This window comes from Sorangium sp. So ce296, assembly GCF_051529605.1.
Lineage (GTDB): Bacteria > Myxococcota_A > Polyangia > Polyangiales > Polyangiaceae > Sorangium > Sorangium cellulosum_D.
The window spans coordinates 3,843,696-3,856,208 of sequence record NZ_CP150325.1 but is presented as its reverse complement, the minus strand read 5'-3'; the positions used below and the strand labels follow the sequence as shown (position 1 = coordinate 3,856,208).

The 12,513-nt window shown below is 69.2% G+C and carries 10 protein-coding genes; 8 read left to right on the top strand and 2 right to left on the bottom strand.

The window, feature by feature from the left end:
• Window positions 1-71: 71 nt before the first annotated feature.
• Window positions 72-1,052 (bottom strand): LysR family transcriptional regulator, encoded by a 981-nt coding sequence (locus WME98_RS14475; protein WP_437951834.1) that lies wholly within the window; start codon window positions 1,050-1,052, stop codon window positions 72-74.
• Here WME98_RS14475 and WME98_RS14470 point away from each other — a divergent pair.
• Complete coding sequence (locus tag WME98_RS14470; protein WP_437951833.1) at window positions 1,051-1,920, top strand: DUF998 domain-containing protein; 870 nt, start codon at window positions 1,051-1,053, stop codon at window positions 1,918-1,920. The genes WME98_RS14475 and WME98_RS14470 overlap by 2 nt on opposite strands.
• A gap of 101 nt (window positions 1,921-2,021) precedes the next feature.
• On the opposite strand, the gene WME98_RS14465 is transcribed toward WME98_RS14470, so the two are convergent.
• Entirely contained in the window at window positions 2,022-2,387 is a 366-nt protein-coding gene (locus WME98_RS14465; RefSeq protein WP_061628992.1) for a hypothetical protein, read from the bottom strand.
• A 454-nt stretch (window positions 2,388-2,841) separates the two neighbouring features.
• Between WME98_RS14465 and kduI the strand changes: the two genes are divergently transcribed.
• From kduI to WME98_RS14430, 7 genes are all read left to right on the top strand, one after another.
• Window positions 2,842-3,687 (top strand): 5-dehydro-4-deoxy-D-glucuronate isomerase, encoded by an 846-nt coding sequence (gene kduI, locus WME98_RS14460; RefSeq protein WP_437951832.1) that lies wholly within the window; start codon window positions 2,842-2,844, stop codon window positions 3,685-3,687.
• A gap of 855 nt (window positions 3,688-4,542) precedes the next feature.
• Complete coding sequence (locus WME98_RS14455) at window positions 4,543-5,934, top strand: MATE family efflux transporter (RefSeq protein WP_437951831.1); 1,392 nt, start codon at window positions 4,543-4,545, stop codon at window positions 5,932-5,934.
• A 296-nt stretch (window positions 5,935-6,230) separates the two neighbouring features.
• Window positions 6,231-8,984 carry a TonB-dependent siderophore myxochelin receptor MxcH gene (gene mxcH, locus WME98_RS14450; RefSeq protein WP_437951830.1) on the top strand — a complete coding sequence of 918 codons (2,754 nt, stop codon included), beginning with the start codon at window positions 6,231-6,233 and terminating at the stop codon, window positions 8,982-8,984.
• A 20-nt stretch (window positions 8,985-9,004) separates the two neighbouring features.
• Entirely contained in the window at window positions 9,005-9,760 is a 756-nt protein-coding gene (locus WME98_RS14445; protein WP_437951829.1) for a MotA/TolQ/ExbB proton channel family protein, read from the top strand.
• Window positions 9,761-9,762: 2 nt separating this feature from the next.
• Entirely contained in the window at window positions 9,763-10,218 is a 456-nt protein-coding gene (locus WME98_RS14440) for an ExbD/TolR family protein (RefSeq protein ID WP_437951828.1), read from the top strand.
• Window positions 10,211-11,182 carry an energy transducer TonB gene (locus WME98_RS14435; protein ID WP_437951827.1) on the top strand — a complete coding sequence of 324 codons (972 nt, stop codon included), beginning with the start codon at window positions 10,211-10,213 and terminating at the stop codon, window positions 11,180-11,182. The genes WME98_RS14440 and WME98_RS14435 overlap by 8 nt, the downstream gene beginning before the upstream one ends.
• An 11-nt stretch (window positions 11,183-11,193) precedes the next feature.
• Window positions 11,194-12,510 carry a hypothetical protein gene (locus WME98_RS14430; RefSeq protein ID WP_437951826.1) on the top strand — a complete coding sequence of 439 codons (1,317 nt, stop codon included), beginning with the start codon at window positions 11,194-11,196 and terminating at the stop codon, window positions 12,508-12,510.
• Window positions 12,511-12,513: the final 3 nt, after the last annotated feature.

The following is a 12,513-nucleotide window of genomic DNA, read 5'->3' as shown; positions in this document are numbered from 1 at the left end:
GCTCGCCCCGTCGCAGGAGCTCTACGGTTTCCTATCCGCTGGCCGCGTCGCGGGATCGACCCAGCGCGCGCCTACCGTGACGATCCATGCACCGAATTCGTGATCTCGAGGAGCGACCGCACGAGCGGGTCCTCGTCGTCCATGGCGCGCCACGCCGAGCGGCCGAGGATGACGACGTTGAGGTCCCGAACCCGCTTGAACACCACTCCGGCGAGGAGCGTCGACGCGGCACTCTCGGGAAACACGCTGAGACCCTCGCCGCTCGCCACGAGCATGAGGATCACATCGCTGCTGGCCTCCTCGTGGGCGAGCTCGAGCTTATGATCATGCGCTCGGAAGGCGGCGATGATGTCGTCGTGGAGGCGCGGGCCCTCCTTGCGCGGAGGCCAGATAAAGCGCTCCTGCTTCAGGTCCGCGACCCTCAGTGTGCGCCGTGCAGCGAGGCGATGGCTCTTCGACATCACAACGCCGACGCGCTCGCGATACAGCACGCGGAAGCGGAAGAGCGGGTTGTCTTCCGGCGAATGATAGCCGTACCCGACCGAGATCTTGCCATCGCGCAGCGCGGCGACCTGCTCCTCGCTCGGCAGCGGCCGGAGGCGCACCTCGACGCGCGGATGACGCGCGCGGAACGTCTGCACGATCCCCGGCAGCAGGAGGGCGTCAGCCAGGGCGCCGTCGAATCCGACCACGACCGTCCCGATGCGGCCTTGCGCCGTCGCGCGGGCGTCGTCGACCGCGAGCGCGGCGCGAGCCAGGGTCGCGCGCGCGCCTTCGAGGAAACTCCGGCCGGCGGCGGACAGCTTCACCCCGCGTCCCGAGGGCACGAAGAGCTCGACGCCGATCTCCTCTTCGAGCTGAGCGATTTGCCGGCTCAAGGGCGACTGCGAGACGTGAAGCTGCTCGGCCGCCCTTCCGAAGTGCTCCGCCTCCGCGACGGCGATGAAGTACCGCAGGTGACGTAGCTCCATGATTTCAGATCTATAGGGTCTGAAACCGTTGCGATCAATGTCCTGGTGGTCTTGAACGCGACGGTGCAGGCTGTTCAACATGAGGCGACACGAGAAAGGCTCGGCGGCGCACCCCTATGACGTCGTCATCGCGGGCGCAGGGCCGGTCGAGTCAAGGACGACACGAAGGGAGCGCGCGAGGCCCGCGCCCGAGGCGAACCAGATGGTGCAACGTCGCCCCGCCGGCGCGGTGCTCGTCGCCGGGGCGGTGATCTTCTTCCTCGCCGAGCTCATCGCCGCCGCGGCATGGACGGATCCTCCATACAGTTACACGCATCACTACATCAGCAACCTGGGAGTCCGTGGCCCCCTCGAGGCTCTTGGCCAGTTCATGAACTCGCCACTCGCGTGGGTCATGAACACCGGGTTCTTCCTCTTCGGGATCATGTTCTTCATCGGTGTCGCCGCGCTCAAGGGCCTGCGAAGCTGGCGCCGCTGGGCAGCGCTCAGCCTGGGAGCTCTCGTAGCGCTTGGCGGCGTCTTGCTGGCGTTCAACCCCGGTTCCGGAGAGCCGCCCGACGGCGCCGTCGACTATCACGGCTTGGGGGCCTTCGCGTCTATCGTCGGAGGCAACGTGCTCGTGATCCTTCTCGGACGCCAGCGCCAACAAATCGGAGTCGCTCCGAAAGCCGGGAGGGCCATGGTCGTCCTCGGCGTGTTCGGGCTCGCCTCGATGGTGGCCTTTCTCGCGGTCGCCAGCTCGGGGACCAACGTCCTCATCGGCCTCGTCGAACGCTGCGCCGTCTATCCCATCCTGGTCGGCTTCATCCGTGCAGGGGCGTCGATCTGGCGTCGCCGGACCTGTGCACGCTCGGGCGGGCGAGGACGAGACATCCCGACTACAGATGCTGAAGCAACAGCCAGCCTCAGCCTACATCATCGAGATGCGCGCCGAGCCTGGAGCGAGTGACAGGCTGTTCCAACGAGCTAGCAGCGCAGGGCATGCGTGCGCGCGCGGCCGACGATCCGCCCTAGACTAGGGCGCGCAGCGCACCGGCGCGCTCGCGCGCCTCACCACCAGCCGATGTCCTGGATGATGGTGCCGATGTCGCCGTGCCGCACGATCGCGCGGTTCTGGCGGATCTCGTAGGATTTCGGCGAGCTGTCGACGATGTCCTGATCGAAGGTGTGGCACTCGAGCTTGTAGGTGCCCGCGCCCTGCATCAGCGCGCCCTTCAGCATGATGTACGTATCGTTGTGACGGCTCCTGAGCCGCTCGATCGCCTCCGTGCTGGCGTCGATGAGCAGCTCGAGGTGGACCGTCTTCTCCTGCTTGCTGTGCGACGCGTCGAACGCGAGGTTAATGACGATGCCGGCATCGAGCAGCGCATCGATATTGGACTTGGAGAACGTCTCGTACACCATGAGCTTCGCCATTGCGCGCTCCTTTCAAGATGTGCTCGTAGATGTACCACGGCACGGGACGCCGGGCCGAGGGGCATCGGCGCAGCGCGGCGCCGGACCCCCGGGGTTGCCCCCGGCACCGGGCTCTGCGGTGCCGCCGCCATGATCGCTCGCGCCTCGAAGCCCGCGGGCTGTCAACCGCGCCTGTCAACCGGTGCAAGCCGCGGTTGACACCACGCCCGGATCTCAGCCGCCATGGGTGGAAAATTCTCGCCACGCGACGGTCGTCGCGTGGCCCCTCCCGTCGATCCTGCGCCTGGCGCAGCGCTGGAACGTCCTGTGCATCTCGGTTCACGACTCGCTCGGCGTGGACGTCGTGAGCGGCGGCAGGACGGCTCCTGCCACGCCATCCAGCCACCGGCTCCGCGCGCGCTCCCGGCGCTCGCGCCCTCGGCTTCCGGGGCGCGGCGCGCTTCAAGGATGGATCATGTTCAACAAGACTTATCAAGCCACGCACCCGGACATGATGAAGGGCGCGGACAACCAGGCGCTCCGCGACCGATATCTCGTGCAAGGCCTGTTCGCTCCCGGCCATACCCGGCTGACCTACTCGCACAACGAGCGCTTCGTGATCGGCGGGGCCACGCCCACGAAGGAGACCCTGACGCTGCCGGCCCAGACCGAGCCCAAGAGCGCCAAGGGCCGTCCCTTCCTGGAGCGCCGCGAGCTCGGGATCGTCAACGTGGGCGGCGCCGGCCGCGTCACCGTCGACGGCAAGGCCTACGACCTCGCGCCCCGCGACGGGCTCTACGTGCCCATGGGCGTCGCCGACGTGACCTTCGACAGCGCGGACGCCGCCGCGCCGGCCAAGTTCTACCTGGCCAGCCTGCCGGCCCACACCGCCTTTCCGGTGACCAAGATCTCGATCGAGCAGGCCAAGCCCCTCGAGCGCGGCTCGCCCGAGCAGTCCAACGAGCGAACCATCTATCAATACATCATCCCGGGCGTGTGCCAGTCGGCGCAGCTGCTCCTCGGCGTGACCTTCCTCAAGCCGGGCAGCGTCTGGAACACCATGCCGCCGCACCTGCACGACCGCCGCTCGGAGATCTATCTCTATTTCGGCCTGACCGGCGACAACCGGGTATTCCACTTCATGGGCCAGCCCGACGCCATGCGCCACCTCGTGGTCGGCGACGGCGAGGCGGTGATCTCGCCGCCGTGGTCCATCCACATGGGCGTGGGCACCTCGAACTACGGCTTCATCTGGACCATGGGCGGCGAGAACCTCGATTACACCGACATGGACGTGCTCGACGTCTGCCAGCTGAAGTAGGGCACCCGAGCCCGCGCCCCTGATCGCCGCCTGCCGGTGGTGGGGGTACTTCGGCTGAACGTGCGGTCCTTCGAGCCGCCAAGGCATCAAGGACGCCCAGAAAATCACAAAGATCTTGGCGTCTTATGGCGCCTTGGCGGTCCCATCATCCCGACAGGGTGGGGGCATTTCCCCACCACCCGCCTGGCGCCGGATTGCCGGCGATCGAGGCGCACGCCGCCGCGCGCGGTCCCCCGTCCGCGCAGCCGGATCCGAAGACCCGAGCATCTGAGCAGCCCTGCCGAGCGCCGGGCCGTTCGCCGCGCTCGGTCACGTCGGGCGGTGGCTCCGAACAAGGTTCAATCAAATCCATAACTTGGCACCGGCGCGCTCCGCAGCCGAGCGGCAGACACAGGGCCGCACGGGGATCCTCGACCGCGCTCCGGTCGTGAGCCCCTCGCCGACCGCGTCGTGGACCATGAGGCCGGCGTCTGGCACCGCCGCCGGGCGCGGCGCCGGAGCGAGACAAAGTCCTCCGCCCCGCGGCCGAACGCCGCCCCAAGCCGGTCGCCCCGGCGATGAAAGTAAAAATCAATTGCATCTGCGCCGGCCCGTGTGCTAAGGCACATCAAGCGCGCTCGACAGGGCGGGAGCTGGGGTGCGGTGTGCCTTGTGGGCTGCCTATCGGATCGCGTCGGTCCGAATGAGGTGGTCTCCATGGCGTCATGGTGCCTGCGGACGCGCAGCGTCTGCGCTCTTGATGTAGGGACGCCATGAGAACAGATTCCTTCCAGCTGCATTGTATACGTGCGCGTGGGGGCGCCGCGGTTTTGGCCGCATGGAGTCGATGACATTGAATCGACGGAGATCTGTGCCATGAGCGATAGAGACACGCAGAAGCAGTTCATCCTCGAAGGAAATCTGACGAGAGTGATGTGGGAGCTCTCGTGGCCGGCCGTGCTCGCCATGGTCCTCTACGGGCTCAACGCCTTCCTGGACGCCGTGTTCGTGGGCCAGCTGATGAACAAGAGCGCCCTGGCAGGCGTCGGTATCGCCTATCCCTTGTCCCAGATCACGCTCGGTCTCGGCAGCCTGGTGGGGACCGGCGCGGGCACGGCGCTCAGCATCTACCTGGGCGCCGGCGACAGGAGCAAGCTCAACAACCTGCTGGGGAGCGTGAACGGGCTGTCGCTGGTCCTCAGCTTGCCTTACACCGTGCTCGCCTACGTCTTCGCAGAGCCGATGGTGCGCATGATGGGCGGCACTGGGGAGATCCTCGCGTACGGCACCGAATACTTCAAGGTGACCGCGCTCGGCTCGGTGTTCTGGGTGCACGGCCTGGCCGTGAACATGACGGTGCGCGGCGAGGGCAAGATGAAGACCGCGGCCTGGATGATCTCCCTCGGTCTGCTGGTGGACGTCGCCCTGAAGCCCCTGTTCATCCACACGTTCGGCTGGGGTGTGCAAGGCGCGGCGTGGGCCACCAACGCGGCGATGCTCGTGTACTCGGTCGTGGGGCTCCTGTATTTCGCGAGGGGGCGTGCCTCGTTCGACACAGCATGGCGCACGATCCGCATCGATCCGCTGATCCGAAAGCAGATCGTCTCTCTGGGCATGCCAGGCATGATCTTGACCATCATGGGGATCGCCCAGAACGTCGTGGTCTACAACGCGGTATCGAGCCATGGAACGGAGAACGACGTCGCCTTCTACGCCGCCTGCAACCGCATCTTCCTGTTCATGCTGACCCCTCTGTTCGGGCTGATGCGCGCCTTGCAGCCGGTGGAGGGGATCAACTACGGGGCACAGCGCTACACCAGGGTGAAGCGGGCCTTCAGCCTGTTCGGGCTCGTCGGTGTCGCGTTCGTCCTGCCGTTCTGGCTCGCGATGATGGTCGCCCCGAGCGCCGTCCTCAGCGCCCTGCTGCCTGGGTACGAGTTCACCGCGCAGCAGCTGCTTGATTTTCGGATCTACATCCTCGTCCTGCCCCTCCTGCCGTACGTCTTCAATGCGCTGGTGCTGTTCCCCTGCCTGGAGAGGGCGCAGCTCGCGAGCGTGGTCGCCCTGCTGAGGCAGGTGGTGCTCTACCTGCCCGTGATGTGGCTCCTCCCGAGGCTCGTCGGGGTGAGCGGCGTCTACTGGGGGGCCACCGCGATCGACGTGGCGATGTTCGTCCTCGTGCTCGTCCTGGTGAACCGGGAGCTTCGCAGGCTCGGCGGGCGCGACGTGGAGACGAGCGCCGCGCTCAGAGAGGCGCCCGCCGGCTGAGCCCCGCCTTCCCAGCTCCGCCGGACGACGCGCTGGGGCCGCGCCACGCCGGCAGGCGGCCATCGTCCAGCGGCAGCGCGCACCGACCGACGCGCGCGGCGTCATTCCCGTGCGCGGTCTCCACTTCCCCTTGCCCGGCCAGGATGCCCGCGCGGATCGCCGCGCGCGTCGCCATGGATGGCATCCTGCGTTCAAATGCAAAACACTTGCAATAGATCCTTGGTTGTTATAGATGCCGCGACGTGACCGCCACGGCTCCCGCGCATCGAGGCTCAGCGCTCCCGTCCAGGGTGCGGATGAGCGTCGGCGCCGTCGCCGCGCTCGTCGCGGCCGGCGCGCTGCTCGCGGGCGGGGTCGCGTACGCGCAGGACGCCGGCACGGGTTCGCCGGCGGAGGCGCCCGGGGATGCCGCGCCGAACGGCGAAGCGCCTCCGGCCGCCCCTCCCGGCTCCGAGCAGGCTCCAGAGAATCACCCGCCGGTCCTCCTCTCGTTCGTCGAGGCCGACTACCCGGCAGCGGCGCTCGCGCAGGGCCTGGAGGGGACCGTCGTGCTGCGGCTCACCATCGAGGCGGACGGGCGCGTTTCGGTGGCCGACGTGGAGCAGGCCGCGGGGCACGGCTTCGACGAGGCGGCCCAGGCCGCAGCGCTGCGCTTCGTGTTTTCGCCCGCTCGACGCGGGGACACCCCGGTCGCCTCGCGGATCCTCTACGCGTACGAGTTTCGCCGCCCGAAGCCCCCTGCGAGCGGCGCGCTCCGCGGGCGCGTGCTCTTGCCCGGCGCGGGCTCGCTCGGCGTCGCCGGCGCGGAGGTGCTGGTGCGGCACCACGACGGCTCGACCCAGCGAGCGCGCACCGACGGCGAGGGCCGCTTCCAGATCGAGGGCCTCGCGCCCGGCCCCTGCGTCGTCACCGCCGAGGCGAGCGGCATCGGTCGGGCGGAGGTCGAGACCGAGATCGCCGAAGCGCGCGTCGCCGAGATCGCCGTGCGGCTCGTGCAAACCGGCGAGGCGGCTCCGATCGAGGTGACCGTGCGCGGGCCGTCGGAAGCCGAGCGGCGCCGGCAGTCGGCCGAGGCCGTGACGGTCGTCGAGACGGATCGCGTCAAGCGCGAGACCTCGGACATGGGCGAGGTGCTCGCGCGCACGCAGGGGATCGGCGTGCGTCGCGAGGGAGGCCTCGGCTCGGCCACGCGCTTCTCGCTGAACGGCCTCACGGACGACCAGGTGCGGTTCTTCCTCGACGGTGTCCCGATCGAGCTCGCCGGCTTCCCCTTCGGCGTCTCGAACGTGCCGGTAGGCCTCGTCGAGCGCGTCGAGATCTACAGCGGCGTGGTCCCGGTGCGCTTCGGCGCCGACGCGCTCGGCGGGGCCGTCAACCTGGTCACCGCGCAGGACCTCTGCGAATCACGCGCCGGAGCGTCCTACGAGGTGGGCTCGTTCGACACGCACCGAGCGGCGCTCGCTGGCAGCTACCTGCACAGGCCAAGCGGCCTGTTCGCTCGCGCGAGCGGGTTCTTCGATTACGCGAAGAACGACTACCCCGTCGATGTCGAGGTCGCCGACGAGCGCGGGCGCCTGTCTCCGGCGCGGGTCTACCGCTTCCACGACCGTTATCGCAGCGCGGGAGGCAACGTGGAGCTCGGGGTCGTCGATCGACCGTGGGCGCAGCGGCTGCTCCTGCGGGCGTTCGCGACCGACTACGACAAGGAGTACCAGCACAAGCTGGTCATGACGGTCCCGTACGGCGGCGTGACGTACGGGGAGACCTCGGCTGGCGCGAACCTGCGCTACGAGCAGCCGCTCGGGCGCGGTGTGTCGCTGGACGTCGTCGGCGGCTACGCAACCACCCGAGGGCGCTTCCTCGACGTCGCGACCTGCTTCTACGACTGGCTCGGGCGCTGCTACCGCGAGCGAGGCCAGCCGGGCGAGACGGACTCTCGCCCACACGACCAGGTCTTCTGGGACCATTCCGCCTTCGCGCGCCTCAACGCGGTATGGCGCATCCAGCCGTCACACGCGGTTCGCCTGGCCATCGCGCCCACGTACCTGACGCGGACGGGCGATGAGCGCCGGCAAAGCGACCCGGCTAGCCCCGATCCGCTCGCCGACCGCCGGGGCCTGCTCACGCTGGTGAACGGCCTGGAGTACGACCTAAACCTCTTCGACGATCGGCTCGAGAACATCTTGTTCGTCAAGCAGTACGTGCAGCGCATCGAGAGCGAGAGCCCGGCCGCCGGTAACGCACCCCGCGGCCACGACCGGAGCACCCAGCGCTTCGGCGTGGGCGACGGGCTCCGGTACAGGTTCACGCCCTGGCTCTACGGGAAGGCCTCCTACGAGTGGGCAACGCGGCTGCCCAGCGCCGACGAGGTCTTCGGCGACAATGCGATGATCGCGGCCAACGTGGCACTCGAGCCCGAGACCAGCCACAACGCGAACCTCGGGCTCACCCTCGATGCACGCGAGACGCCGGCGGGCGCCTTCCGCGCGACGGGCAACGGCTTCGTGCGTGCGATGGACCAGCTGATCATGCTCCTGGGCAACGATCGCGTGCAGAGATACGAGAACGTCCCCGGCGCGCGGTCGCTCGGCGTCGAAGGCTCCGTCGGATGGACCTCGCCCGGGGGGCATCTCGCGCTCGACGGCAACGTCACCTATGTCGACTTCCGCAACGCTTCGAGCGAGGGGACGTTCGGCGACTTCGAAGGAGATCGCATCCCGAACCGCCCGTACCTCTTCGCCAACGGCGCCGCGCGCTTGCAGCTTCGTCGCGTCTTCGCCCCCGAGGACGAGGTCGCGGTCACCTGGAACGGCCGCTATGTACACGAGTACTTCCGCCTCTGGGAGAGCATCGGCCGGCGCGAGTCCAAGCAGGTCATCCCCTCGCAGCTCGTGCACTCGGCGGGGCTCGGATACGTCGTCGGGGACGGACAGGCGACCCTGAGCACGATGCTCGAGGTGCAGAACCTCACGGACGAGGCGGTATTCGATTACTTCGGCATTCAGCGCCCGGGAAGGAGCCTCTACATCAAGCTCACAGCGGAGCTTTGAGCTTGAGCCGAGGAGATGAGATGCACACCGTTGTAGCCGTCAAGAATCTGCTCGTTCAGTCCGGCGCGTCCTGGGTCCTGTGGCTCCTGTTCGCGCTCTCGGCGGGCAGCGTCGCCATCGCGGTCGAGCGCTGGCTCTACTTCCGCTCGAAGGACGACGACGTGCGAGCGCTCGCCGCCGAGCTGGACGCCCACCTGTCGAACGGCTCGATCGCCGCCGCGCTCGACGCGCTCCGGCCGATGACGTCGGTCGGGGCGATCGTCGCCCGCGCGGGGCTGAGGCTCGCCCAGCGCGGCTCGGCTGCGGCGGACAGGGGGATGCAGAGCGCGATCTCCGCCGAGCGGAAGGCGCTCGAGGCGCGGCTCGCGTACCTCGGCACCCTGGGCAACAACGCGCCCTTCGTCGGCCTCTTCGGCACCGTCATCGGCGTGATCCTGGCGTTCGAGCAGCTGGGCCAGGCCACGGGGACCGCGGGCGCCGGGGCGGCGAGCCAGGTCGCCTCCGCCGCGGTCATGGCGGCGATCGCGGAAGCGCTCGTGGCGACGGCCGTGGGCATCGGCGTCGCGCTGCCGGCCGTCGCCGCTTACAACTACCTGCAGCGCCGGATCGCCGCGATCCTCGACGACGCCGAGACGCTCTCGAACCTGGTGCTCGCCTACCTGGCGACCGGAGAGGCTGCCCAGCCTCTTCCTGTCGAGCCCGCGCGCGCGGTGCATCGTGGAGCGGCGATCGACGAGCCGACGAACGGCGAGGCGCCCCGCCCGGAGGCGGCCTAGCCATGGCGAGCGCCGGGCCGAGCGCGAGATCCCGCCGCGGCGGGATCATCGAGGGCATCAACGTGACGCCGCTCGTCGACATCACGCTGGTCCTTTTGATCATCTTCATCGTCACCGCCAAGATCGTCGTCGCGCCTGCTGTCCCGCTGGATCTGCCGAAAGCTTCGCAGAGCGAAGAGCTCCAGACGGTGCTGTCCGTGGTGGTGCCCGCGGAGGGGCCCGTGCAGATCGACGGAGCCGCGATCGACGACGCGGCGCTCCGCGAGCGCGCGGCGGCGGCCTTTTCGCGCGATCCGCAGCTCCGGGCCGTGATCCAGGCGGATCGCGTCGTCCCGCACGGGCGCGTGATGACGGTGCTCGACACGCTGAAAGCAGCGGGGATCGTGCGCGTCGCGTTCGGCGCCGTCCGCCCCGAGACCGAGCCGCGTAACGCGGAGAGGACCGGTCACCATGACTGAACCGCGATTCCACCCCGAGAGCATCGCCGGCATCGTCCTCGACGCGGCGCGCGCCCACGCTCAGCCCCGGCGCGCGAGGGCCCGAGCCGGCGGTTTCGCGGCGAACAGCACGGCCGGGATCATCCTCGGAGCCGTCCAGGAACAATCGGTCCGCGCGCTCGTGCTCGCGCTCATGCCTGCAGCCGTCATGCAGGGCACGGTCGGGATGATCGCGCTCCGCTGGGGACCGGACGACACGGCAGCGGGGCCGATCGCGGCTCGCCCGCCGCTTCAGGTGGAGCACGTCGTCGATTTGGCGCCACCTCCCTCGCCGCCGAGCCCCTCGCCGCTCGAAGAAGCGCCGGCGCCCAGGGCAGCCGAGCGCGCGCCCGCGCGCGCAGCCGCTGCTCGTGGGCCCGAGGCCCCCGCCGCGCCTCCAGCGCCCGCGCAGGCAGCGCCCCCCGCGCAGGCAGGGCAGGTCGTCCTGGCGGAGAGCGCCGGTGCGCCGCTCGATTTCACGGGGTTCGATATGTCCGTCGGCCGCGGCGAGCGCTATGCGGGGGGCGTGACCGCCTCGGCGGGGACGAGCGCGCAAGCGGTGCATGCGTCGCGCGTGGACCGAAGCGCTCCTCCTGGGCGTCCGCAGGGACGCCCCTCGCGCGCAAGGCCCGTCGGGCAGCCCGCGCGCGAGTGGAGCTGCCCCTGGCCGCGCGAAGCCGACGCGCTTTCGGTCGACGAACAGACGGTCGTGATTCGCACGGTCGTTCGCGACGACGGCACCGTCGCCTCGGCGGAGCTCCTGTCGGATCCGGGGTACGGCTTCGGCCAGATGTCACTCGCGTGCGTCCGCAAGCAGCGCTTCGTGCCGGCGGCGGACGAGGAGGGTCAGCCCATCACCGCGACGTCGCCGCCCATCCGCGTGCGGTTCACGCGGCATCCGCGAGCCACAGGTGAGCCCTGGGGAAGCCCGACGCGAGAGAAATAAGGAAGGAAGACATGATCTCTTCAGGTACCAGGCTCCTTCAGGTCGAGGCCGCCGCGCGCCCCAGCGCTCAGCCCGATGAGCGGGGGCGACGTTTGATGGACCGCGGCCGGAAGCGGGGCGCTCGATGGCCGCTCGTGACGTCGTGGCTCTTGTGCCTGCCGCTCGCGGCCGGCTGCGGCAGCGACCCCGGGGAGAGCGGCGTCGAGGGCCCGGACGACGGCGGTCCCCGCTATGCGGTCGCCAGCCGCGTCGAGAGCAGCGATTTCTCGAACACCACGATGTTCGTCTGGGTGGTGGACGACGTGAGCGAAGGGGCCGTCGAGCTCGACGAGGCCGTCGAGCTCCCTGGAAGTGGCTCTATCTGGGGAGTCCCGCGAGCTGAGGCCTTCTACGTCGTCAGCTCGGAAGAGCTCACCATTTCGAAATACGGATTGGCCGGCGGCAAACCGGAGCTCCAAGCTCGACTCGGGCTGAGCGGAGCCGGGATCTCCTTCCTCCTCGGGGAGAGGATGGCCTTCGACGGCCCGGACCGAGGCTTTCTCTTCGATCTCACCACGGCGCAGGCGCTCGAGATCGATCTCGCGGCCATGGAGATCACCCGGAGCATCGACGTGTCCGACGCGCTGATCGACTCGGCGGACTATACGTTCCTCGGAGAGCCCGGCTTTCGCGAGCACGGCGGCCGGCTCGTCGCTCCACTCTACGGCACGAGCGCGGCGTACGACCGGGTGGCCGGCGAGTCGAAGATCCTCTTCTTCGACCCGAGAGACGGCACGTTCGAGGTGAAAGGCGCCCCTTGCGGAGGCCTTTACTACACGGCGAAGGCGCCCAATGGGGACATCCATTTCGCGTCCGATCCGTACGTCGCGTCGATCTACATGATCGATCCGGAGAGGTCTCCAGCGCCGTGCATGGCGCGCATGGCTGCGGGCGAGGAAGAGCTCGATATGGCCGTGGTGGCGCTCAACGACGTGACGGGCGGCCCGACCGGCGGCCTGGTGCCGGGATCCGACGGCGTGGCGTACCTGCGCGTGCTGGACACCGACGTCTACTCGCCCGGCGCCGACGCCACCCATCTGGAGGCGTACGCGGCGCCGGCGTGGCAGACGTGGCGCATCGAGCTCGACGATCCGACGACGGCCGAGCTCACCGATCGCCAGCCGCTCGCCGGTGGCATCAAGGTGTTCGAGGTGGACGAGCACGCCTACGAGAACGAGTCATCCGCAGGCTTCGGCTCGACCACGCTGGTGAGGACGACCGGGGACGGCGCGCCGGCGCGCGCCCTGACCATGCCCGGCGCCGCGTGGGGCGCCCTGCGCGTACGCTGAACT